Genomic DNA, 25,842 nt, shown 5'->3' with positions numbered 1-25,842 from the left:
TGTTTGGTTTATTGATTTATGCCGAATGCTTCCCAGCCGGAAGCCGTTGCACGGGTGCAGGTCATGGCTTGTGTGCCGTTTTCGCTTGAGATATATTTACCGTTGTTGCCTCTTATGGTAACCTTACCATCTGTAGCAGGCACCCAGTCAAATTTCTCCCAGTCGCCAATGGTGGCGCGGTTGCAGGTGATGGCTTGTGTGCCGTTTTCTGATGAAACATACTTGTTCATGGCGCGGAGTGCAATTTTACCTGCGCCGGCGTCAACCACTGTAAATTGCTCCCAGGTAGAAGCTACGGCGCTGTTACAGGTCATGGCTTGCGTACCGTTCCGGCTGTTTACGTACTGGTTATTAAAGCCTTTCAGGGTGATGGTTGAACCGATTGGTGCACCCGTACCGCCGCCACTTCCCGGTGTGCCAGTCCATTTAAAGGTTGCCACGGCACCGGCCACAAGGCTGTAGGTGAACGATTCGTTACCCCATTTTACCTTAAAGTTTACATCACTGCTGCCACTGTTTGATGCGATAAGCACTTTTGAACCATCGCTGTTTTTAAAGGCGACGTTTTGGATGCTACCCGCGATGTTAGAGCTGATACGAACCGCACCCGGCCTTACAAATTTTGAAGCATGTGCCACTATGTAGTAACCAACATTACGGGTAATAGATGTGCCACTTACTGTGATGCCACCTAAACAGGTGCTGCAGCCGCCGTTGGTATGCGGGTTGTTGTTCGGATCAGCGGCCAGGTTCCACTCCAAAACGTTACGGCTCCAGTTACGGGTTGCGCCGATGATGAGGGTATTGATATGCCAGCCGAGATCGCCGGCAAAGTTGCCTGGCGCACCCACCCATTGCTCGGTGAAGTACACGTTTTTGTTAGGGTAGGCATTATGCACATCTGTAAGGGTACCGATGTTACCTGCATATAAGTGAAAGGCAGAGCCATCTACATATTGGCCGGCATTGCCAACCACGGTGGTGGCGTAGCTTGGTACATCGGTATTATAATCGTAAGCAATGATCTTGGTGCTTAACCCGGCATTTTGTAATTGCGGCCCAAGGTTATTATTGATAAAATTTACCTGCTCGTTTGCCTGCATTACCATACTTGGGTTATTGTACGGGTTAAGCGGTTCATTTTGCGGTGTGATGGCATCAATGGTAATACCCTGCGCCTTCATGGCCTGTATATATTTTACAAAATAGCGGGCGTAGGCATCGTAATAAGCGGTGTTTAAGCTTCCGCCTGTATAACCATTGTTGCCGGTAGTATTAACCTTCATCCAGGTAGGGGCTGTCCACGGGGTAGCCAGTATTTTGATATTGGGGTTAATGGCAAGTATAGCTTTCAGTATCGGCAGGAAATCGGTATTCTCCTGCGAGAGGCTAAAGTTATTCATATTTACATCGCCTGCGGTTTGGTTGTAGGTAAAATCGGATGAGCTAAGATCAGACGCGCCTATACTGATACGCAGGTAGCTGATCCCGATTTGCCCGCTCCCGGTGCCAAATAATTCATTTAGTACTGCTGATTTATTGCCGCCTAAGCCGTTCAGCAAGCTGGCGCTGCCGCCGGTAAGGGTAAACCCAAAACCGTCAATCCCCTGGTAAGTTACCCCTTCGTCAACCGTAATGGTATTTGCGTTTGTACCTGCATCAGGAGCAAAGTTCACCGAGCTTTGGGCTAATAATGAACTTTTATCCCCTTTGGTTAAAAATACACTTACCGGCCCGGTTGCCGCGCGGGCAGCAGTACCTGTTGCGCCTGAAGGATCTGACGCCGGTGGTCGTACGTCTTTTTTACATGCATAAGTAAGCAGCACAAAAGCGATGAGCCCGGTCGCCAGCAATTTTAGACTGTAATTAATTTTCATAATAGTTAATTGGTTTAAGTGATTGGTTTGCAGGTTTTGGTCTTGGCAGGCACATAGCTATTAACTGTTGTTTAAAAGCGGAGCATAAGTAATCCGAAAGGTGGAACCCTTAGCTTTTGTTTTTCAGGAAAATAGCAGATGCCGTTATAATTGGTTAACGCAAATTTAAAGTAATTTTTACGTTACAAACAAGTGTAAAGTTTTATAAATAACTGATAATTAGTTAATTAAATATAATTTGATACGCTTGCATCACAGGGCGTTTTGATGAAGATGTGGCTTTAGAGGGTTTAAACCACAATTGAAAAAAAATAAAAAAAACTGCTGATACGCTTTCTTCACAAATTAACTTTAGCGAAATAGAGATAAAAGGTGTAAATATTACACCAACTTTAACTATTATATGAATGAAGTGCTTGTAACTTCTTAATTTATGAAAAGAAGTAACGAGACAGTGATAAAAAATAAAAGGCCATACATTATCAAATACCTATACAAAACAGCTATTCTGCTGTCGAAATGTCCATAACGAGCTTGCTCCAACCGTTGCTTCCGGAATTGCGCAAATCTTTTTTCATGCTTTTCATTGCCTTTTTAATACGGGTGCTATAGGCCCAGCAGGTGCTTTGCCGGATAGATAATATTTCGGATAACTTATGAGATGATATTTGGCCTTTTGCGGAGTATATAAGGAAAATCATATAAAAGGCTTTGTTTATTGGTATCCGGGTATTTTGCAAAATGGTGTAAGCAATAACAGATTCCTCGTAGCCGCACTTAGAACAGCGGCGGCTGTAAAGCATGTGCCCGTTACCGTAATGATCGTTAATGCATTTTTTACATGCATATCCATTTTTCCATTTGATCTCTGCCAGGAATTTAAAACAGGCTTCTTTATCGGGATAGATCCTGCTAAACTCCTCAAAATTAACATCGGCCAGCATTACCCGGGCATGGGTTATCTTTTCAATATCGCTGTGCAATAGTATGTTATCCTTTTCCAATAAAACATTCATCCGCGAGATCTCTTCGGCTTGCTGCTGCAGCAGCTTATTTACTTCGGTAAGTTCGGCGTTCTGTACGGCAATTACTGAAGACTGCTCCAGGATCTCGCACGTCCGCACTGCAGCCTGTTCTTCCAGGTTTTTGTTGAGCAGATCCTTCAATTCCTCATTTTTTTGCAACTGCTTTATTATACGCTCCTGTGCCTGGTCTTTTTCCCGCTTAAGCAAGCGCAGGCGGTCGCCAATGGCAAATGTGATGAACAGCATCTCCATAATAAAGCAAAAACTAAGGCTGTAAAAGTTAATTGCAGTAACCGGCAGCCACCACAAGTTTAAAGCAATGAGCGTTTTAATAACAAAGCCGAAAAACAGAAAGCTGTAGCCTATAACAAAGAAGCGTGCCGGCCTGTAACCTTTATATAATACATAACAACCAGCCACATACGAGACAGACAAGGGAATAAACTCTACGATTTTATATGCAAACCAGGCTCTGTTGATCAGCAGGCAAGCCAGGAAAAACACGCAGCGGCCTATAATGATACTGCTTACCAGTTTATTAAAGCGCGGGGCGTTCTCTTTTAAATTTAGCAGGCTTTGCGCGAAAAGCGTGGCGAATATACTGGCCAGAAAAAGCGCGATGCCATAGGCATAATGGTTCCAGGCGGGTGCCATTTGCCACAGGTATTGGTAGGCGATACCATCGGTACACATTTCGTACAGGCCAATGCTAAGGTTATAAACAATATAATACAGGTACTGCCTTTGCCGCATGGCAATAAGCATAATAAAATTGTACAGGCCAAAAACGAGTATCATGCCATAGAATATTCCGAAGAAAAAATACTCATTAAGTGCATAGCTGATAAACCAGTTTACTGACCGCAACACGATGATAACATTGCCCGATTGGTTGGAGCGCAGGCGAAAGTAGTACACATCCTGTTTGCCGGCGTTGTTGCTAAGGTTCAGGCTGAAGTTCTTATGGCTGTATAAACGCTCAGAGAAGGGGCGGTTGCTGCCCAGTTGCGTAACGGCATACTTGTTATTGGCAACCGGCGAATAAACCGTTATGCTATCGATAGTCTGGTCAAAAAACTCCAGTATCCAATTGTTTTTTGTGGCGATGGACTGGTTAAGTGTGATGCGGTACCAGTAGGTCGCTTTAATATCCTTTAATTGAGGCGTGGGCTCGGGGTTTGGCTGGAACCTGGCGCTAAAAGCCGGGTTCCTTATTTGGCTGATGGTTAACTGATTACCGGGTTCAATATAATATTGTAACTCACCATACCTGAATACATGCTGTTTTGCGGTATCAGTTACCGGCACGGCCACCTGCGCTTTTGACGGGGTTAAACTGCATCCCAATAAAAAAACAAGGCATAAAAAGCCAGGATAAACTTTATACATGCGATAAATTAGGTGTTATATAGATGTTTTGCTTTTGCGCCCGGGCAGGTCAAACAAAAGCAGGTTTATAATTTCAACAGCAAGCTAAGCATTTTCATTCAGAATATCACCAGGATCATAGCCCGGCATGGCTTATAACTAAGTTAAGCTTGTTTACAGGAGATTTGAAAAAAAGTTACGGATTATACGGGTGCGGTATAGCAGGCTTCAGGCACTACGAACACATGCGAATAATTGTATTCCCGGAGTGGATAGGGAGGTAGGTTGGCAATATAAGACTTATATTGTTGGTTGGCTTATAGCCTCCTCATTGCAAGATCTGTGATTTTAGATATTTCAGTTCCGGCTGGGCTGATTGCTTTTCCTGTATTTCCCTTTTTAATCTTCTGAGAAAAGAGTTCTCGGTAGCATGAGCTCAGCGGCTAAGTTTACTCTAACCAAACTTGTTGTATAAAAGCACCGTTTGCTGCAATATTCCACAACTCAACCCTTACCCATTTCCTTTAAATTAACAGTAAATTCAAATCGATTTTTTCGGAAAGCCCCCGTATTGTTTAAACTAATTCGAAGCTATTTTTTTCGGGTTTTCCGCACTTAACCTAGGAAAAGGTTAATGATTTAAACGCGACGATTCACCCAATGTTAGGATATGACACACCGCCAATGGAATGCAGCAGGGGATAAAGTTGTTTGGTATCACGTGTCGTTGGTATTTTGTTAAAGATATGTTTGGCAAGAAGGAGCGGGAACAACTATTTATTATGTGTGCTCTACACAAGCCGGGTAGCCTGCCGCAGTTCGACCTAATCCCGAATATATACCTGGAGAATTGGTCCGATTTGTCATCACATTTTAATCTTATTTTATTTCGGAACGATTATTCCGTATTGGTTTTATATTTGGAACATTCATTCCTAAAAATAAAAACAAATAACGAGAATATGAAAAAATTAGCTAATAAAGTAGCAGTAGTGACCGGCGCTTCCAAAGGAATAGGCGCGGGTATTGCCAAAAGTCTGGCCGCTGAGGGTGCTGCGGTAGTGGTCAATTATGCGTCCGCCAAAGCTGGCGCTGAAAAAGTTGTGGCAGATATTGTTGCCGCGGGTGGCAAAGCGGTTGCCGTGCAGGGAGATGTGTCCAAAGCGGCGGACGTAGACCGTTTATTCGCCGAAACTAAAGCGGCTTTCGGAGAGGTGGATGTGCTGGTCAATAATGCCGGCGTTTACGAGTTCGCCGCGATCGGCGCCATTACCGAGGAGCATTTCCACCGTCATTTCAATACCAATGTACTGGGCCTTTTACTGGTGACCCAGGGCGCGGTAAAGAGTTTCGGCGAGCGCGGCGGCAGCATCATTAATATCAGCTCGACCGTAACCCGTATCACGCCGCCCGAAAGCGCTGTCTATACCGCCAGCAAAGGCGCGGTGGATTCGATCACGCAGGTGCTTTCGAAAGAATTGGGCGCCAAAAAGATTCGTGTGAACGCCATTAACCCGGGCATGGTGGAAACCGAGGGCACGCATACGGCAGGTTTCATCGGCAGCGATTTCCAGAAGCAGCTTGAACAGCAGGTACCGCTGGGCCGTATCGGTGTACCGGAAGATATTGCGCCGATCGCGGTGTTCTTAGCTTCTGATGATTCCGGCTGGCTGACCGGCGAGACATTGATCGCCAGCGGCGGAATGCGTTAATTGTTACTTAAAAATCCGTAAATTGCCCGCCAAAAGCGGGCTTTTGCTGTTTATGGGGAGAAACAAAGATTTTGATGAGAACGAGGTACTCAAAAAGGCCGTCTGTCTTTTTTGGGACAGGGGCTATAATGGTACGTCCATGCAGGACCTCGTGGACGGCTTGGGTATCAGTCGTTCCAGTCTTTATGATACTTTTGGGGATAAGCACCAGCTTTACCTGAAGGCGCTGAAAGCCTATCAGCAAGGCTATGGCAGCCAGATGTGTACGCTCATCCGCGAAGCGCCTTCGGCTAAAGCGGCGATCCGGGGCTTACTGGAATTGGTCGTTAGCGAGCTGCTCGGTGATAAGCAGCGGAAAGGCTGCTTTATGGTCAATGCCGGTATCGAATTGGGTACGCATGATATAGAGGTCAGCGGCCTGATCTGCCAGAACGAGCGGCAACTAGAAGACGCTTTTTTGAAAGTCATCCGGCAGGGGCTGGAGAGCGGTGAACTGGATCAATATAAAGACCCAAAGGCGCTGGCCCGTTTCCTGGGAAATACGGTTAAGGGTTTGCAAGTCTCGGTCAAATCCACGACTGAAAAAGCTTTTTTTGAAGATGTTATCCGCACTGCGCTGACCACGCTGGACAATGCAGCGCATAAACCTGTCTAGCGCGTGAGTTCAGCAGCCTTCGGGGTTGCTTTTCCGATCAATCATGAAAAATGCTCCTGGCCATTGCGCCGCACAGCGGCAACCAGCTTAAATTCTTTTTAATGCCCTCTGAGGCATGCCGCAGTAAACGTACAGCGTTTGTGCTGATAGATCTGCGGCCGTGAAAGGCACCATTTTGGCAGAATTGAATACCAAAAGCAACAGCTAATAATTTATCGGGAGTGACTATCGCTTTGCGCTTGACCAGAGGACTATTTGCTGCGCTATGCCCGGAGTAGCCAGGCATTGTTCATTAGTACCAGAACCACTATATTTTAGGTTTCAAAATCCTGACCGTAGTCCCTGTTGCGCTTGTGCGTTAATTAAGCCCTTCTTCGGGTCTTGATGGTGTTACACTGCTTGCTGTATCTTCCCGGACCGCCGCCAGCTTACTCAGTTCAATACCCTGCCGCTGATCGCCTTCGCTGGTTTTAAAGTTTATTGTTTTGACCCGGTTGTTTCTTAGCGGACGGCCAGTTCACATGCTCGCCATTTAAAATGCCTTCTACGCGGGTAACAAAGAGCGGTTCAGTTTTACTACGAAGTGATCTTTTGGTACGTAGCTAACTACTCGCTTATAACTATAAGTCAAAAACCAATGAAGCCGCAAAAGAGGATCGACAATTGGTTCGGGAACTAGCGTGTCACAGCCCAATAATTATTGTTAAAACAAACAAGATGTCTTTTGGGGAAAGTACTAAAATCGCCTCGATCTATACTATATGCTTTTTTGTCATATTTATTTTAGCTTTTATTCAATTGGCCACAGAGGGGGCGCCTACAAGGGGGATGTTTATTATCATTGCTGCAGGCATATCGCTGATGATTATTGTGTTCTTTGGAGTTTGTCGCGCCATATTCAAACTCAACAAAGAAAATCATGTACTCCTGGATGCTTGAACGTGATATGTATTTAGCCTCTGGCTACACCTGGTATCACATATCCGTTTACAGTTATTACAACTTTTTCTCATATTCTTTACAATCGTAAAAAGCTATTACTTAATAGTTTAAATACCGGTAGCTTAGGTTGTATATTAAAATATTACTCAACCTCCTTGTTATGCAATTATTGAGAAGTGTCCTTGTTGCCATCCTATGTACTGCATCATTAATGTCTCTATCCTCTTGCAAAAAAGATGCAGTAAACATCGATAAAAGTTCAAAACTACAGTTGTGTAAGATAAGTTTGGTTTGACTTATGGGCTATGCCTAAAAAAATACTCATATATTTATTTATACTATTACCGTTAACGGGATATGGTCAGAATTGTACGCTAAGTGTAAGCGTTTCGTCAACAGGTACTACTATATGTTCCGGAACCAGTGTTGTTTTAACTGCAAATGCTTCAGGAGGTACGGCGCCTTACACTTACATCTGGAATACGGGTGAAAACACATCATCAATAAGTGTAAATAAGGAGGGCACTTATACCGTAACCCTGAGTGATAAAACATCCGGATGCCAGCCGGTTAAAAAAAGCATAAGCATTTCGTCAATAATTACACCTAATACCCCCAGGGCTTCCAACCAAACCGTATGCCCCAATACTTCTGCAACACTTACCGCAACAGCTCCGGGAGGCGATTATCAGTGGTACGATGCAGCAACCGGAGGCAATTTTCTGGCAAGCGGCAATACCTATAACACGCCCCCAATTACGCAGCGTACAACTTATTATGTTGAAACAACAGTTTCGGGCTGTACCAGTCCAAGGGCTGCAGTTATTGTTAATGTTACGGGGAAGCCAATTACGGTTAATGCAACAATATGCCAGAATAATGTAGCCACGCTATCAGCCAGCGGCGGAGATAATTACACGTGGTACGATGCAGCGGCAGGGGGGAACCAGGTTGGTTCCGGGCCAATATTTGTAACACCGGTACTATTCAACACTAAAATTTACTATGTGGTGGCCATTATAAACGGATGTGCCAGTGCGCCCACACCGGTGACCGCCAAGGTAACCCCAGCGCCACAGCCCCCTACTGCCAGTAATCTTACAGTTTGTACCGGATCGGTAGTAAGTTTGCACGCTGATGCTCCGGATGGTGTATTTGATTGGTTTGATGCGCCAACGGGAGGCGCCTCTTTAATTTCAAGTCCTGATTATACTACGCCTCCGCTTACCGCTACAACCACCTATTATGTACAAACAACTATAAATGGTTGCCAGAGTAGCCGTACCCCGGTAACCGTAACAATAACGCCGCCGCCAACGCCGCCGTTAATCCAAACCGTTGGTATTTGCAGCGGAAGCAGGCAACGTTAACCGCAGACGCGGCACCTGCCGGCACCTACGCCTGGTATGATCAGGCCACGGGTGGTAATTTGCTGTCGGGAGATGTTACCTATCAGACACCTGTGCTCACGAGCTCAACTCGTTATTATGTTCAGCACATGAACGACGCTTGCAGCAGCGACCGTACACCAATTCAGGTCGTTATAAATCCACCGCCGGTGCCTCCTTCCGCCGGTGAACCTATTATATGCTCAGGATCTGTGGCAACGTTAACTGCTTCCTCATCGGGTGGCGGAACGTTTCAATGGTACGACTTGCCTGTAGGTGGCACTTTGTTATCATCAGATGCCGTTTACATGACGCCGGTATTAACTGCCAACGCCACTTATTATGTTCAAACAACAGAATCGGGTTGTGTAAGCGGGCGCACAGCCGTACAGGTAACTGTGCTTGCGCCTGTGCCGGTACCAACTGTTCCGGCAAACCGTGTATGTTCAGGGAGTCAGGTAACGCTTACAGCTTCCGGTTCGCCCGATGATTATGAGTGGTATGACGCCGCTACCGGTGGTAATTTATTGGTTACAGGCCCTGTTTATGTTACGCCCGAATTAACAACAGCTCAAACTTATTATGTACAAAGTATTGCTAATGATTGCACAAGCGAACGCATAGCGGTTCCGGTAACGGTAACCCCAATCCCCTCGGCACCTGCTATTAACAACCAGGCTGTTTGCCCGGGCTCATCGGCTCATTTAACGGTCAATATAGCGGGGGGGACTGCTGAGTGGTATGCCGCTTCGGGAGGAACACCGCTGGCATCTGGTAATACATTCGACACCCCATTGTTGTTTAGAGCCACCACTTATTATGTACAGGCTGTAAACGGAACATGCGTAAGCGGGCGCGTACCGGTAACGGTATCTATGACAGATGTGCTCAATTTACAGTTTTCGTATGCCTCAGGTACATTCTGTACAGCAAATGCCAATCCCAGGCCCATCATCAATAATCCATCAGGAGGAACATTCAACGCTGCTCCTGTGGGACTGGTATTTGTAAGCAATACCACCGGCGAGATCAATATTGCCGGAAGCGCACCCGGAAAATATATGGTTACTTTTACTTATGGCGGTACCTGCCCGGGGGCCGGCAACGTTGATATAACCATCACATCCACACCCAACGCGCTGTTTACTTATGCCAAATCATCATATTGCCAGGGGAGTACAAATCCATTACCTGTTTTTGGTGTTGGTGCCAGTGCGGGTGTTTTCACCGCCTCGTCGCCAGATCTGATTTTCAGGAATAAAGCTACCGGAGAGATAGATCTCGACGCAAGTGCGCCTGGGTCATATACTATAAAGAACACGATCGGTACAGATAGTGGCTGCCCGGAAGTCAATTTTGAACAGCAGATCACTATTGATCCCCAGGTTACTGTCAACGCTGGTCCCGATAAAACTGTTTCTGTAGGCAGTACGGTTGGATTAGATGGTAATATCAGTAGCGGAACAGGAAAATGGTCGGGTCCCGGAGGCTTTTCCAACGTCAGCGATCCCAATGCTATCTATACACCACCCGCTGGCGGAGGAAACACGGTAACGCTTACCCTGACATCCGACAACCCGCCGGGCTCTTGCGGGCAATTATCGGCTACCGTTACCATCCATATTAACACTGTACCGGCAGCGCCAACGGTGGCCGATGAAGCGGTTTGTAAAGGCAGTATGACTAGGTTGCAGGCAACGGCACCGGGGGGTACTTACAACTGGTTTGATGCACCTGCCGGCGGCAATTTGCTTTTTACCGGCCCTGTATTTAAAACCCCGCCGGTAACTGCAAACACAATTTATTATGTACAGGTAACCAAAAATGGTTTAACCAGCCGCCGCACACCTGTTAAAGTAACCGTTACACAAACCCCGGCAGCACCACGGGTTAACAATCTGCCTGTTTGCGCGGGTAACCCGGCAGTGCTAACTGCCAGCGGCTCAACGGGTACTTATAAATGGTTTGATGTCCCCGCAGGAGGCAGCCCCTTATCAAGCAATGCTGTTTATACAACCCCAATATTAACAGCCACTAAAACCTATTATGTGCAAACAACAGTTAACGGTTGCACCAGCGAGCGCTTACCTGTTGACGCAGTAGTAACTCCGGCGCCTCATATTACAAGTTCGGCAAGCGATATTATTTGCAGCGGCGCAGCGTTTAACTATAACATTATAGCTTTACCCGCATCAACTTTTTCATGGAGCCGGGCGCTTGTACCCGGTATCAGTAATGCAGCTGCAACCGGTGTAACCCCAGGGCTTTTAAACGAAACTTTAACGAACACAGTTAGCACGCCGGTAATTGTAAAATATATGATTACTCCGACAGCCAATGGTTGCCCCGGACTTCCTTTTACTTACCAGGTTACCGTTAATCCATTGCCTTTGGGTACCAATAATCCAACAGCTTCAACCTGTAACGACACTCCGCACAATTTCACTATTAACCTTGAGCCTGCAGGCGCCGATGCGAGTACTTCCTGGAGCAGGGCCGCTGTAGCTGGTATAAGCAATGCCGCGGTAACAGGGCAAACTGCTCCAATTATCAAAGAAGTTTTACATAATGTCACTACCGCCCCAATTGATGTTACGTATATGTTTAACTATAAAACAGCTAATTGCGTTGCCCCGCCGTTTAACCTGGTGATGACCGTAAAGCCGGATGCAGACATTATCAGTGATAGTACCGGGACAACCTGCAGCGGAATACCTCAAAATTATGCCATTAAGTCAAACATACCCCCGGCCACATTTAGCTGGAAACGCGATGCGGTTACAAACATCAGCAACTCCCCTGTAGACAACCAGACAAATAATGTTATTGATGAAAGCTTAATTAACACCGGAACTACGCCGGTAAAGGTTACTTACGTTATAACACCCCTTGCCTTTGATTGCGCAGGTTCTCCGTTTAATTACGTAGTTACCGTAAATCCGCAACCGGCCATACCTGTAGCCAACAGCAATTCTCCTGTATGTGTGAATAGCACTATACAGCTTCGTACGCCGACAGTATCCAGGGCAAGCTACACATGGACCGGGCCAAACGGATATACATCCACTGACCAAAATCCTAACATTACTAACCTTACCACAGCCAACTCCGGAACATATAATTTATATGTTACCATTAATGACTGTACCAGCCCTGCCGGTTCTGTGGATGTTAAAGTAAACGAACTCCCCGTTGCCAAAGCGGGTCCGGATATGAAAAAATGTGTGAGCTCACCCGGTATTCAGCTTGCCGGGAGTGTAACGGGCGGTACTACTACAGGTATTTGGTCGCTCAAAGGAACCGCAAGCGGGACTTTTTCGCCATCACCGTTGAACGACAATGCAAACCAGCCTCAGTATATTCCATCGGCAGGGGACAGGGCCGCGGGTTTTGTTACGCTAACGTTAACCTCAACCAGCAAAGATAATTGTACTATTTCAACTGATGATGTAACAATAAATTTCGGGCCCGTATCGGCTACTAGTGCGGGTGCCGATCGTGAAGTTTGTTTACAGGATGCCCTCGTTAAATTAGAAGGTCAAATTAGGCCCGGGGTTACCGGAGATGTTATCTGGAAAACATCCGGTACCGGTACCTTTAGCCCGTCTGCCACAGTGCCCGACGCGCTTTATAAACCCAGTACAGCAGATATACAAGCGGGCTCTGTTATATTGTCATTAACCGCTACATCTATAAACGAGTGCTTTACCCCAACAGATCGGATGACTCTTAAGTTTATCCCGCCGCCAACTGTAAATGCCGGTGGTACAAGATACGTTCTGCGCGACAAGACAATTACTTTAACCCCTTCGGTTAGTGATGAAAATGTACAGTATTTATGGACGCCGGCCACCGGGTTAAGCAGCACTACCGTTAAAAACCCTGTGCTAACCGGTGATGTTGACCGCGTTTATACCTTACAGGTAACCGATTCAAAGGGCTGCGTTACTACCGATCAAACCATTATAAAAGTATCGCCGGTACTAACAATTCCTAACACATTTACGCCAAACGGCGACGGATATAACGACTTTTGGGATATCCGGGGGCTTGTTGCTTATCAGGATGCTGTAGTAGACATATTTAACCGTTACGGACAGCAACTATTTCACTCTATAGGTTACTCAAAGGCCTGGGAAGGTGCCTACAACGGGCAGCCTGTGCCTGCAGGGACTTATTATTATAAAATTGATACCAAAGTTAATGGCCAGGTTTTATCAGGTTATATACTGGTTATCAGGTGATATTATCTAAGCATTAATAAGGTTACCGCCATAAATTTATCCTCATAAATTATGGGGTAAATAACAAGGGTTCAGTTTTCATCTATCGGATACCGTTCGGTTACCCGCGATATTATTCCGGGAACGAAGAGGTTTTGAATAGACCGCTGCCGGTTAACTCTAACGTCGAAAGCGTTAACGGTTTACAGGTGCCGGTCACTGCAGCATATAATGTACTTGAGTTTAAGAACAAATAGTTAAGTTTACTATTCTAAACCTAACCATCATGAAGAAATCACTTATCCTCTTATTCCTTGCCGCCGGTACCTTTGTAAGCGTTCATAATGCAAAGCCGGTTGCAGTAAAAAGAATGGTAGCGACTTGTGCAGGAGATAAGCCTTGCAATGCTTGCAAGAACTGCAGGTACTGCAAACGTTGCGCGAAGGATGGTAAAACGTGCGGCGTTTGTAAAAAGTGATCTTATTTACTTCATCTAAGGGGCATTAATATGCATGGCGATCAGAATGGCTATTCACAGCTCTATGATGCGGGTGCCGGGAAAACCGCCGCGTACCATCCGGCGAATTATAGAGGAGCGATTGGCCATCCTGCAAACCCTTATAGAAAAAAAGCAACGTGGTGAGCCGATCGTTGCTGCCGATCTGGATGCGGGCAAGTCTGCGATGGATGGATTGCGGGATGCTGTTGCACGGGTCGACGCAGACGAAAAGGTACTGCTGTCCAAATGCACCGCCACGTTGAATCGTTATACCAGCATATTACCGGCTTTTTTTATTGTCACAGCTTTTATCGCGGTTGTCATTACTGGTCTTTCCTACCGAAATATCGTCCGGGATTACCGCGAAAAAGAGAGGCTGCGCCCGCAACTCTAAATTTAAAGATATCTCATTTAAGGATAAATCTTCCGCTATTGATGGACCACTTAACAACCGTAAGCGACCGGCCCCCGGTTCTGCTACCCGCAGCCAGCAGAACCGGGGGGGCGGGTGTCAATGCCCTTGTGACCCGCTTACCCCCGGTTAAATTAACTACTATTTTTTCAGAAATATTTCCTTCACGGCATTAAGGTAACTAAAGCCATGTTGTTTATCCGGTTCCAGGTAACTGCCTTCGGCCCATTCATTCCAGGCGTTAATGGTGATTAACCTGGGTTGATTAGGGTGGTTATCAGCATACGCCTTAGCTTGCAGTAAAAAACGTTTAAAATCTGCAGGATTCGCCTCAGTTACCATACCCTGTAACTTACCCGGGAAGCGTGGATTAGGATCCCAGCTAACAGACACATGCGGGAAAAACGGCACGGTAAATTCTTTGCTGAATTTGGCCCATCCTTCAATTGCTTTATCGCCCCATCTGTCATACCTGTCCAAAGGCACATAATGGCACCATTGATAGTTGGTCAGGCTTTTTAGCCCCATATCCAAAATCGTGTTGTTCTGCGTACTGGCCGTGTCTCCAGGTACTGCGGAAAGCGCAGCTGGTATGGCCGACCACAAAACGCCCTGCAGGTGTAAGCCAGGAAAGCCCGCCTCTTTTGTTTTTTGCGTAAAATAATCCAGGGCCTCTTTAGCCTCTTTTATGCCTCCTATGCCTTTTATAAATGTAGAGAGTTCATAGATGCTGAATACCGGTTCTCCGTTGATTTTATAATAATTGGGTTTGCTAAAATAATCTTTGATCACATGGGCTACGATATTATTAAATGTTGCCCTGTTTACTCCACCACGCCAGTAAATCTTAGTTTTATCGGCAGCGGTATAATCCAGGTAACTGTTATGATCGTGATTGGCCCACATCAGGTAAAATTTCATTTTCTGATTATTGGATGCCCCTAAAAAACCTTTATTCAAGCCGTTTTCTAAAAATGGCTTATCATCATACCAGTACCAGTCGTAAATAAATACATTTACACCGTGCGATACCGCAGCGTCGATCTTTTGCGCTACCGCTTTTGGGTCGGCTTCGTTTGTGTATCCCCATAACGGAACATGCGGCTGGTTATGTCCCTTAAACTTCGGTTTTGCATTATAAATAGCTTCCCATTCGCCTTTCCCGTCTTTAAAAACACCTATGTCGTTAAACCTTGCATCGGGCTGGTAAGCCGGCCAAACGTAAGCCGCCACATCGTACCGCTGATTTGCCTGCTGTGCATTTACAGCTGTTACACTACCAATAAGTAAAAAGGCAGTATATAAAAATTTATTAAAAATACGTTCGTTTCGTGTTCTCATGTAACTTATTATTTAGTCATGTTTAACTATAGATTACCAAATGGCTATTGTTTTTTATTCCGTTTTAATAGCCGGGGTTTTCAACCAGATTTTTATTATTAGATGTTTTTCCGACAGTGAGTGGCAAATAATAATTTTCTTTTCTGAATTGCGGAATGTTTGAAGTACCATCAACGTTCTTGATGAACTGTATCTGGTATTTTCCTGTTGCACCATCAAGAATGTAGCGTATACCCGACCAACGGACAGAAAGATCATGTACAGCGGTACGCCATCTCCGTACATCCCAGTAGCGCTGTCCTTCAAAAGCAAGTTCTACCTTGCGCTCATGATGGATTTTGTCGCGTGTTAAACTGGCTAATGGTGCAATTCCGGCCCGGCTCCTGATCTGGTTTATCGAACTGAGGGCATCGGCCGTATTTCCCAACTCGAATGAAGCTTCCGCGTTGTTTAATAAAATTTCCGCGTACCTGAAGATCAGCCAGTCCTGAGCGGAGGTCGCCCAGCCGCTGTTGGCGCCGGCCATGTTATCATGGTTTTCGTCTAAATATTTTAAGACACCTATACCGGTTCCCTGGTAATCCTGTTCGCCGGTAGCTGCAATGCCGTTGTAGGCACCATCCGTTTTGATCGTTCCGTCAGGAAGGCGGATGCCCGCATGAAAATCAAGGTTATTTCCTTTCCAGCTTGTATTTTGCGTGTAAAAGGTTGCGTAAAAACGAGGGTCTTTGTTGGCCCACAACTCATCCGTTGTCATTATTTTACCTTCAATAGCAGTACGATCCAACGTTCCGGGAGTTCCGTCAGTATGTTCGAAAGATTCGGCCAGTTCAAGATAGGCCTGTTCGTACAGGCCGCGGCCCCAGGCCTGCGGCCTTGGACAATTAAAAAAATCAACGCCCCAGCCGTTTCCGCCGGTAGCCTGGTTAACATTGTCATGACGCTTGGCAAAAATTACTTCGCTGTTGTTTTTAACCAAAAAAATGTTTCTAAAATTGGTTGTCTTGTTCGGATCAGCATTGTAAAGCGCGAATTTACCACTCTTAATAATGGCTTCCGAGGCGTCATACGATGCTTGATAGTAGGTATTGGCCGCTGTTGCGGGTATTCCTACAATGCCGTTTAATTCGACCGTGCCAAATTGAGCTATGCTTCCGGCATATAGCGCCGCGCGGCTTTTTAAGGCAAGAGCGGCATATTTTGATGGTCTTCCTAAATTGTCGGCGCTTACCACCTCAGGTAGATCATTTGCAATCGCATCGATCTCGGAAATAATAAAGTCGTAAATATTCTGTTCAGTTGCTCTTGGCGGAAAAAGTGTTGAACCCGGCTCATTGACATCCTGAACTTTGGTGATCAAAGGAACGCCGCCATAGCGCTTAACCATAGAAAAGTAACAGAATGCCCTTAGAAATCGTGCTTCAGCCAGTTTTGATTTTACCTGATCTGCCGGAAGGGGGGAAGATGGCAGTTTTTCGAGAAATTGGTTGATCTCGCGCACTGTGTTGTACCCCCACCAGTCAAGTAAGCCCCCGTTAATATTTAAATTGCCATATTTAAAGGTAAACGCATTACTGGGGTTCCAGTCCCTGAATTGCGGGAAGCTCTCGTCAGAAACGTCATTAATATCAAAGGCGTGCCAGCCTCCGTCACCATCGTTAGGGCCACTTGCACTACAATCATTTCCCAAAATGGGCATGTCGTAATAAACCTGGGTAAGGTAAGCGTTTATCAACGCCGGATCTTTGAAAACGTCAGCATCGGAAATGATGCCAAGCGGTTTTTTATTTAATACTTCCTTGTTACAGGAAAAACATATGCAAATGCTGATTAGAAAGGTCAGCGAAATAATTCTTTTCATAATATTTTATTTATAGCGTTACATTTAATCCTAATGAAATAGTCCTCTGTTGCGGATAATAATATCCCGCCTGACCATCCGGAGCCTCCGGATCAATCCCATATTTTTTGAGCGGATTAATGGTAAATAAATTTGTGCCTGCCAGGTAAACTCTCAGGTTACGGACACCTGCTTTGGCCAACATATTCTTTGGAAAGCTGTAACCTATGGCCAGGCTCTTCAACCGCATATAGCTTGCTTTTTTAAAGTAGAGGTTGTTGAATAAGCTATTTGTGCCGGCTCCTGAGATCCGCGGGGTCGCATCAGCCGTATTATTCTGTTCCGTCCACATGTTTTCATAAAAAGCCTGAGAATAATTTAAACCACCGTGATACAAATAAACAGTGTTGTAATAGTTAAAAGCGCCCTGTAAAAGAGATTGCAGATCAAAGTTTTTGTACTTCAGGCTGATGTTAACCCCGGTCATCCATTCCGGCACAGTACCTGTACCTATTTGCGTCTGATCACGATAATCTAACTTACCATCGCCATTCACATCAACAAATTTTATATCGCCCGGCCTTAATGCGGCATTGCCGCCCGGGTAGGTAAACTTCAAATTATCAATATCCTGCTGACTGGTAAACAGTCCCTCCGCGTGGTAGCCAAAAGTTCGGTTTGTCCATTGCCCGGACAATTGATTAAGTCTCTTTTGATCCGGATCGGTATAATCCTGTTGCTCATAATGATTCCATTTTGCGCGCGTCCATGATAAGTTCGCGCTAACCTGATAGCTCAAATCGCCTACATTACCACTGGTGCCTAAACTGAAGTCGAAGCCGCGGTTGTTCTGGCTATTCAGGTTTTCAGCCGGCAGCACTGCGCCAAATGTGTTTGGAAGTGACAATACTCTCGTGGCGGGCATACCTGAAAGGGTTCTGTAAAATACTTCAGCGGTACCGAACAACTTTCTGTTAAAAAAAGAAAAATCAGCAGCCAGGTTATAAATATTTATTTTTTCCCAGGTGAGATTTGGATTAGCTAAACCTGTAGAGGCGATGCCGGGCAGCGTATTATTGCCTATAAGCCAGGTTCCGTTAAACTGATATCCTGTGAGATATTGGAAATTTCCTACGTTATCGATGCCCGAACTTCCGTAGCTTGCCCTAAGTTTCAGCTCGTCGATACCTTTTAGGTTTTTTATGAAATTTTCCTGGTCCAGCCGCCAGGCCAATGAAATACTTGGGAAGTAACCCCACCGCTTATTTGACTCAAATTTTGCAGACGCATCCGCCCGCAAGGTCGATTCCAATAGATATTTTTCTTTATACGAGTATTTCAATCGGCCAACGTAGCTTGCGCGGCCCATTTCAGACGCAGAACTGTTAGCCACACTCGTTGGAACCGCGCCGGCATACAGCTCTTCGATAGCAGGTGTTAAAAAATTATCTCTTCCGGCGATAATATAGCTGGTATTATAATCGATTACCTCGTAAAGCGCAAGCGCTGTGATGTGGTGGTCAGTATTAAAAACATGGTCGTAATTCAATGAGAATTGTCCCGTTAGATTACGGGATTGCGTTTCCTGATAAGTTAGCTTGGCTTGTGAACCAAGCGCCCCGGCCAGTGTATAGGCATTTGTTGAATAATCGTATGTATAGAAGCTATAAGGCTTAGAGAAATTCTTGTCGGTAGCGTAAGTCTTGTCATAATTCACAAAAGCTTTGGCGCTTAGGCCGCTGATGGCAGGTATTTTATAATCAGCTATAAAGGTACCTTTCACATTCTGCGTGTTCAACCGGTCGTAACCGGCTATATCCTCGTTAGATACAAGAGCGATACTGCCCACTCCCTGGCCGTTGGCATAAGCGTATTTAGATGGGTCCGGCAACCTTTCCGGGTAGATAGGTAAAGAATTCCATAAATCCTGCCATAATGTATTGACACCTATCCCCTGGCCTCGGACCGGCTGCGAATTCGATTCACTTACGGCGGAAAGAAGTAATTGGACAGATAAATTATTATTGACCTTCGCGTCTAAATTGGATTGAAGATTATACCTGTTATAATTGCCGCCGTTTGTTTTCCACATAGGCGACTGATTAAGGTAGCCGAAAAACCCGAAATATTTGATTTGGTCGCTGCCGCCGCGTACAGAGAGATTTTGCTGTGTTTGCGGAGCCCAGGACCGCGTAGCAACTTTTTGCCAGTTGGTGTTCGGGTAGGCAGGGTCACCGCCTGCGTAGTATTTCTGAATCTGATCCGGCGTATAAGGCGCCGGCTTTCCCTGATTAGTGTAGAACAGGTTGGTTATCTCTGCATACTGACCTGAATTAACCGGCTTTGACATCAAAGTATTACCTTGTAAGGAATACGATGAATTAAATGTGATGTCAGGCTTTCCTTCTTTTCCCCGTTTGGTTGTCACTAATACAACACCATTACCGGCCCGCGCGCCATATATAGAGGCCGCACCGTCTTTAAGGATACTTAATGATTCTATCTGGTTTGGATCAATATTATTAAAGTTTGATTCAACCCCATCAACGATCCAAAGCGCCTGGCCGAATCCGCGAATACTGATAGATGCCTGGTCTGCGCCGGGCTGCCCGGTTGATTGCTGCGAGACTAACCCGGGAAGCCTTCCCGCGAGCGTGTTGATGGTGCTGGCTACAGGCGCCTGGGTTAACTCATCGCCTTTAACAGACGATACCGAACCGGTAAGGGTTACTTTCTTTTGCATACCGTAACCAACTACCACCACATCGTTGAGTGTCCCGGCCTGTGGTGAGAGGTTTACATTTATCGAAGTTTGCCCGGCAACCGGTATCTCTTTGGTAGCATAACCCAGAAAGCTAAAAACCAGTACCGCGTCAGTATTTAAGCCCGAGACCGTGTATTTTCCATCTGTCCCGGTGACCGTACCCCGTTTAGTACCCTTAACCAAAATACTTACCCCGGGCAAAGGTTCGCCTTTTTCGTCATTAACCCGCCCGGTAACGGTGATGGCAACGGCATTGGTCATCTGCGGGGTAATTAACTTGTTTTTACCGGTTATAATAACATTCCCATTTTTGATCACGTAGGTAAAAGGCTGTTCTTTAAAACACCGGATCAACACCTTTTCAAAAGGCAAATTTTTTACATTTAGGGTTACCGGTTTACTCTGGCTAAGTATCTGTTCATCGAAAAGAAAATGATAACCGCTTTGCTGGCTGATGCTATCCAACAGCTGTTCAAATAATATCTTCTTTACATTTAACGTAATGTTTTTTTGTCCGTATGTAGCCGCGGAAACGTGCATAAATGCGCATATGCAGAGGACAAAGATTAGTTTCATTTTAAAAAAAATATCAGGTTTATCGCAGGAAAGGGCCCTGCAGAAAATTTTTGTAAAATTTTTATACATTTGGTTATTAGGTTAATTGGTAATTGATTGTTTCGAAGCTATCGTGCCTGTTATCTAATGCAGCTCCCATTGCTGCTAAACCAGGAGCGGTGGAACGTTCCTGGTTTTATAGATAGCACCTAAAAGTTGTGTTAATTACATATAACTACTATCCTCCTTCCGTCGATTTTGAATTTTGCTATTCCCGTTAATTCTAAATAATTCAACAGCTCGGTAATATTTTCGGCCCGTGATACGGTTCCTCCAAGTACCTTGTTATTTACGTTTCCCCTATATTCAACATCTACATTATACCATCTTGCTATTTTGTTCATCGCTGTCCGGATATTTGTCTTTCTGAAAGAAAAATATCCGTTTTTCCAGGCTACCGCATCATCTACATTCACATTGCTCACTTGAATCTTCTCTGCACCCATACTGAGCACCGCTTGCTCGCCTGGCGAAAGAAGGGCGTGGCTGTTTTTAGCACTTAACGATACAGATCCTTCAAGCAAAGTGGTATTTATAGCAGGCTCATTTTTATAAGCCATCACATTAAAATGAGTACCCAATACTTTGATAGCTATATTTTCAGCCGTCACTGTAAACGGAATATTTTTATTTTTAAAAATTTCGAAATAGGCCTCGCCATGTAATTCAACATGCCTTTCGTTACCATTAAACCTGCTTGGGTATTTAATTGATGATGCCGCGTTCAACCAAACATTACTTCCGTCAGGTAAGGTGATTTTGAATTGTCCTCCGGGTGGTGTCGTCAGTGTGTTATAAGTAATTGGCTCTTTAGTAATATCATTTTTCCTATCATTGATTACCTGGTAAGATATTTGTCCGTCCGTATTTTTTGTAATCACGGTATTTCCCTGCATAGCCAGTTTGCCTTTACTTACCGCATTTAATGAGATGATTTTTCCATTGCCAAGCGTTAACATGGCCACATTAGCCCCCGGTAAAATTGTTTGCTTTTTTATAACAGGCTTAACAAACGCCTGCTCTTCGATTTTTGGCCTTTTTAACACATAAACGCCTGCCGATAACAGGATGAATGCCAAAGCAGCCGCAGATATTCTCCACAATTTTGCGTGTGTGTTTGGCTTATCATCAGCAATCTCGTTATGAAGACGGCGCAATATGCGTTCGCTGACTGCTGCCCGGTCGTCAGGGTATTCTGTATCTTGAAAGGATATCTCATGGTATGAACCCATGAGTTCCTTCTTTTCAAAGTCGTCTATGGTTCCTTGGGTATATTTTTGTAATAAGTAGTTGATTCTTTGCTTATCCACTTTAGAATTGGTTTATACAGACATGTGTCTGCGAAAAGCGTTACACCCTATACTGAGAAAGAAGTATTTTGTAATTTTTTACTTATGTTTTGATCTTAAAAAAAATCGATAGAAATGCGATTTGAGCCGTCAGCTATGATTTTTAGGTTTTTACTACAAACAGTGGGGTACAGTTCTTGGAGGTATAGCAAATAAATTTGTTTTAACCAATTATACCGACGGCAGCATTATCAGTCACATCTTTTTTATTCTTTAAAATCGCCAGGGTTTATTGTTCAACGGTCGTTTCAATAATCCTGACGGCGCGTCTTGACGATGATTTAGCTGATCAAAGAGTTTGAAATTCGATAGCCACAAATAATGATTATAGGTATATTATTTTATGAAATATATTATTTACCAATTATTAAGCTGATGAAATGTATGATTTTATCTGATCAGGAACTGATGAGCCTTTTACAGGAGGGAAATCGGCACGCGTTTACAGAACTTTATAAAAGATACTGGGAAAAACTTGTATTAATCGCATGGAACAACACAAATGATAAGGCTCAGGCTGAAGACATAGTCCATGAAGTTTTTATTGCATTATGGAAAGAAAGAAACAATTTTAATATCGTGAATGTAGGCGGTTTTTTAGCTACAAAAATAAAATTTGTGATTTTTAAAAACTATCGCAAGGAACATCACCGAAGTAAGCTGGCTGAAGCAAATTATCAATTCTGCGATATTTGCCTTGATGAAGAAAAATTGGATGCCCTATTTTTAAAAGAGTATATTGATGGTGTAATTGAAAATCTGCCGGAGAGATGTAGGCTGGTGTTCAAATACAGCCGCGAAGGAGGTATGAAGAATGCTGAGATCGCATCTGCAATGAATATCTCGGAAAAAGGCGTCGAAGCCAACCTTACCAGGGCTTTGAAGATCATCCGGAACAATCTTGAACTTACCGGATTGATGTTATTGATTTCCCATGACATTATTAGGCATATTATTAAAGGATAGCAAGATCTGGCAAATCTGGATATGATAACAGCCGTACTAATAGTATTATGCCAAAGCGAGGCCAGGGATTAGCTGCTTTTGTGGCGCCAAGCAGTGCTCCGGTCGAGATGAAACAGGTGACGATAAATGAATGATGTTTTTCGTATTATTTGATTTCAACGATCGGGTTATGTTTACGGGTTTCCAATACGCGATGGCGGAGGGCGTCGATGATGTCGGTTTGTGACGATCACGACGGTAGGCCATATTTATAACTATTTGTTTATATCTCGCTTCTTGTGTAAACACCCTTATAAATCACCAGGACGCCGGGGAAGGATGGTTTATACTTATACCTCGTGACAACTTTGTAAAAGTTTTCACGAAGCATGAAGAATATCTCAATTGGTTGAACCATTATGGAATAAAAAAAGAGCCGTATCTGCATGAACCATTAAAAGTTTACAATTATTTTAAATTTCATGAGACGATTGACTGGGGGAATAGCCGATAGCAGATAGCCTGGGTCGTCTTTGTTTTTTGTATTGCAGCAAATACCTGAACGCTTAATTCAGGCAGTAAAGGGATGAAGTGCAGCAGGTCTTTCCGACGGAAAGTATACTTTGGCTGTGCTATCTGACGTACGTAAAAATAGATCATAGGGCCAATTGCCATTGAAAATCGCAAGGGCAGACGGTTCCATAATGGACCGTATTTTGCCAGATCGATGTCGGTGGCCAGGATCCGGATTATCCACAAAGCAACAACAGTCATTAGTGCCGCCAGGGAACGGTTTGCAGACTGGTTCTCCTTAGGGGCGATCCATAAAAACAGCGATAGGGTTAAGCTAATAATTACAGCACCAAAGAACACAATATCGTAAAAGGATATATGGAATGTAAATAGCATCAATTAAATTTAGGTGCTGTGTCGTTTTCTCAAACCTAAGAAAATGCTGATACAAATTCAAGATTACTTTATTAAAGCCCCGAACTGAGGTAATTCGAACTATATAATTGACTAGATGCGCATTCTAAGTAAAATGAAGTGCTTTTTAAGGGCCCTGACTGGACAAAATTCGAACTACTTGTTGCAAAATTTAAAGGTGCTAATCGGGCTGGGCATTAATTGAAGAAGTTCGGGACTGTAGGGCTACCGTACTGGACGGGACCCGAACCATTCCGATATAACGCTAAATAATAGGTATTTATAAATTTCACATACTATTAGTCACCGACTAAGACATCGGATAACTTGAGGTAATTTGAGCTGTTTTAAAGAACTTTTGATATACCAAATTTACAAAAAAGCAACCGACTTTCTGGACAGATTGTTCAAAAAATAGTTTTGGTTACTCAGTATTCTAATAATGAAGCTGTGTAGCAAGGTGCAATACCCCGAATCTGGCGAAGTTGCAATCCTGATTGAAGGGTATTTTTACCGTTATGTTTAAATTCAAGTTACAAATAATAGCTTTTTTTAAAGCTTATCTATGTTAAATAGATAATTTTGGTTAAAAAGTGATTTAAAATTGACATGAATCTGTTTTAACTCTCCAAAAAAGTATAAAAATTGAACTAGCAAATAGATAAATACATGTAAATTAAAAAAAACAATCAAATTGTTGATGATTTATCTTTAAATTTTTCATTAAAATTATTTTATATAAAAAAAGCAGTAAATATAACCATTGTTTCACTAATTAATACCGCAAAAAGCAGTTTTTACAATTGAGCTAACGCGTATTTTTACTTTATAAAATTAATTAACTCGTTTTAAATATTTTAAAATTAAAAATTATGCCAAAAGTTGAATTAGAAGCCAATAAAAAAGGCGAATTCTTTGTAGATTATGAAGAGAAGGTGTTTGAGGATGTAAAAGCAGAAGCCGGGCAGAAAGCATTGGTTACTTTCCATACTGTAGCTTTTGAAGGTTCCATCGGTTTGGTGAATATTCTTACGGCCACCCGCTTGCTTCGCAAAGGTTTTGACACCTCTATTTTATTATATGGTCCGGGAGTTACCCTGGGTGTACTACGTGGCTTTCCTAAATTAGGTGACGAAGCATTCCCCGGTCATATGGCTTATTCCGACAGGCTGACCAAATTTATGGATGAAGGCGGCAAAGTATTCGCCTGCCGTTTTGCCTTGCAGGCGCTATATGGTTTAGGTGAGCCGAACCTGCTTGCCGGTATTAAACCGATCAGCCCGCTTGACGTACTGGATATTCAATTAATCCACCGTAAGGAAGGCGCATTCATTTTCGACACCTGGACAGTATAGTACATTCTGCAATCAAACATTTCCATCATGGCATCAAAAACAATTATTAAAGCAGCAGCTGCACAATTAAAACCTGTGTTGAACAATGGTGATGCCACAACAAAAAAGATATGTGACATGATCAGGGCAAGTGCGGAAAAGGGCGCGGATATTATTGTATTCCCAGAAACCTGCGTACCCAATTATCCTTACTTCTCTTTTATCCTGCCGCCGGTGCTTCAGGGGGCCGATCATTTAAAACTTTATGATGAGGCTGTGGTAGTGCCTGGTCCGCTAACGGATATGGTTGCAGCTGCTGCAAAAGAAGCTGGGATGGTCGTTGTTTTAGGCGTAAACGAGCGGGATTATGGTACGCTTTACAACACGCAGCTGATATTTGACACCGATGGTGAGATTGTTTTAAAACGCCGCAAAATAACGCCAACTTATCATGAACGCATGATATGGGGACAGGGTGATGGAAGCGGGCTAAAAGCTGTAGAAACTAAGATTGCCCGTATTGGTGCCCTGGCTTGCTGGGAGCATTATAACCCGTTGGCCCGTTATGCGCTGATGGCTGACCATGAAGAAATACATTGCGGGCAATTCCCCGGCTCATTAGTAGG

The 25,842-nt window shown here is 44.2% G+C and carries 15 protein-coding genes; 8 read left to right on the top strand and 7 right to left on the bottom strand.

What is annotated here, in order from left to right; translation table 11 throughout:
• Positions 1-8 precede the first annotated feature (8 nt).
• Entirely contained in the window at positions 9-1,877 is a 1,869-nt protein-coding gene (locus JWQ85_RS05350; protein ID WP_299465084.1) for a glycoside hydrolase family 30 beta sandwich domain-containing protein, read from the bottom strand.
• Between the two features lie 503 nt (positions 1,878-2,380).
• A complete protein-coding gene (locus tag JWQ85_RS05345) occupies positions 2,381-4,291 on the bottom strand; it encodes a 7TM diverse intracellular signaling domain-containing protein (RefSeq protein WP_299465081.1) in 1,911 nt (636 codons plus the stop codon).
• Between the two features lie 668 nt (positions 4,292-4,959).
• Here JWQ85_RS05345 and JWQ85_RS05340 point away from each other — a divergent pair.
• From JWQ85_RS05340 to JWQ85_RS05320, 5 genes are all read left to right on the top strand, one after another.
• Entirely contained in the window at positions 4,960-5,982 is a 1,023-nt protein-coding gene (locus JWQ85_RS05340; RefSeq protein ID WP_299465078.1) for an SDR family NAD(P)-dependent oxidoreductase, read from the top strand.
• 22 nt (positions 5,983-6,004) lie between these two features.
• Positions 6,005-6,637 carry a TetR/AcrR family transcriptional regulator gene (locus tag JWQ85_RS05335; RefSeq protein ID WP_299465076.1) on the top strand — a complete coding sequence of 211 codons (633 nt, stop codon included), beginning with the start codon at positions 6,005-6,007 and terminating at the stop codon, positions 6,635-6,637.
• A gap of 1,247 nt (positions 6,638-7,884) precedes the next feature.
• Positions 7,885-8,949, top strand: coding sequence for a hypothetical protein (locus tag JWQ85_RS05330; protein ID WP_299465073.1), 1,065 nt, complete (start codon positions 7,885-7,887; stop codon positions 8,947-8,949).
• A complete protein-coding gene (locus JWQ85_RS05325) occupies positions 8,925-13,211 on the top strand; it encodes a PKD-like domain-containing protein (protein WP_299465070.1) in 4,287 nt (1,428 codons plus the stop codon). Before JWQ85_RS05330 ends, JWQ85_RS05325 begins: the two co-directional genes overlap by 25 nt.
• Before the next feature lie 491 nt (positions 13,212-13,702).
• A complete protein-coding gene (locus JWQ85_RS05320; protein WP_299465067.1) occupies positions 13,703-14,083 on the top strand; it encodes a hypothetical protein in 381 nt (126 codons plus the stop codon).
• Between the two features lie 159 nt (positions 14,084-14,242).
• Here JWQ85_RS05320 and JWQ85_RS05315 read toward each other — a convergent pair whose 3' ends face one another.
• The 4 genes from JWQ85_RS05315 to JWQ85_RS05300 all read right to left on the bottom strand — a co-directional run bounded on the left by JWQ85_RS05315 (position 14,243) and on the right by JWQ85_RS05300 (position 21,971).
• Positions 14,243-15,442: a glycoside hydrolase family 99-like domain-containing protein gene (locus JWQ85_RS05315; RefSeq protein ID WP_299465064.1), complete on the bottom strand. Its 1,200-nt coding sequence runs from the start codon at positions 15,440-15,442 to the stop codon at positions 14,243-14,245.
• Between the two features lie 64 nt (positions 15,443-15,506).
• On the bottom strand, positions 15,507-17,303 hold the full coding sequence (locus JWQ85_RS05310; protein ID WP_299465061.1) for a RagB/SusD family nutrient uptake outer membrane protein: 1,797 nt from the start codon (positions 17,301-17,303) through the stop codon (positions 15,507-15,509).
• 10 nt (positions 17,304-17,313) lie between these two features.
• Positions 17,314-20,622 carry a TonB-dependent receptor gene (locus JWQ85_RS05305; RefSeq protein WP_299465058.1) on the bottom strand — a complete coding sequence of 1,103 codons (3,309 nt, stop codon included), beginning with the start codon at positions 20,620-20,622 and terminating at the stop codon, positions 17,314-17,316.
• 200 nt (positions 20,623-20,822) lie between these two features.
• Positions 20,823-21,971 (bottom strand): FecR family protein, encoded by a 1,149-nt coding sequence (locus tag JWQ85_RS05300; RefSeq protein ID WP_299465055.1) that lies wholly within the window; start codon positions 21,969-21,971, stop codon positions 20,823-20,825.
• A 423-nt stretch (positions 21,972-22,394) separates the two neighbouring features.
• On the opposite strand from JWQ85_RS05300, the gene JWQ85_RS05295 reads away from it, so the two are divergent.
• Entirely contained in the window at positions 22,395-22,976 is a 582-nt protein-coding gene (locus JWQ85_RS05295) for an RNA polymerase sigma factor (RefSeq protein WP_299465052.1), read from the top strand.
• Between the two features lie 459 nt (positions 22,977-23,435).
• Here the strand turns inward: JWQ85_RS05295 and JWQ85_RS05290 are convergent, their stop codons facing one another.
• The gene (locus JWQ85_RS05290) at positions 23,436-23,864 is read right to left on the bottom strand and encodes a hypothetical protein (RefSeq protein ID WP_299465049.1); all 429 of its coding nucleotides are present in this window, start codon (positions 23,862-23,864) and stop codon (positions 23,436-23,438) included.
• An 890-nt stretch (positions 23,865-24,754) separates the two neighbouring features.
• On the opposite strand from JWQ85_RS05290, the gene JWQ85_RS05285 reads away from it, so the two are divergent.
• Together JWQ85_RS05285 and JWQ85_RS05280 are read left to right on the top strand one after the other, a co-directional pair.
• Complete coding sequence (locus tag JWQ85_RS05285; protein ID WP_299465046.1) at positions 24,755-25,237, top strand: MSMEG_0572/Sll0783 family nitrogen starvation response protein; 483 nt, start codon at positions 24,755-24,757, stop codon at positions 25,235-25,237.
• A 27-nt stretch (positions 25,238-25,264) separates the two neighbouring features.
• Positions 25,265-25,842 (top strand): nitrilase-related carbon-nitrogen hydrolase (locus JWQ85_RS05280; RefSeq protein WP_299465043.1); only part of this gene is annotated, 578 nt, incomplete at its 3' end.

This window comes from Mucilaginibacter sp. (assembly GCF_028288105.1).
Classification (GTDB): Bacteria; Bacteroidota; Bacteroidia; order Sphingobacteriales; family Sphingobacteriaceae; genus Mucilaginibacter.
Note: the sequence above shows the minus strand (reverse complement) of the source record. Positions and strands in the feature narration are given on the sequence as shown.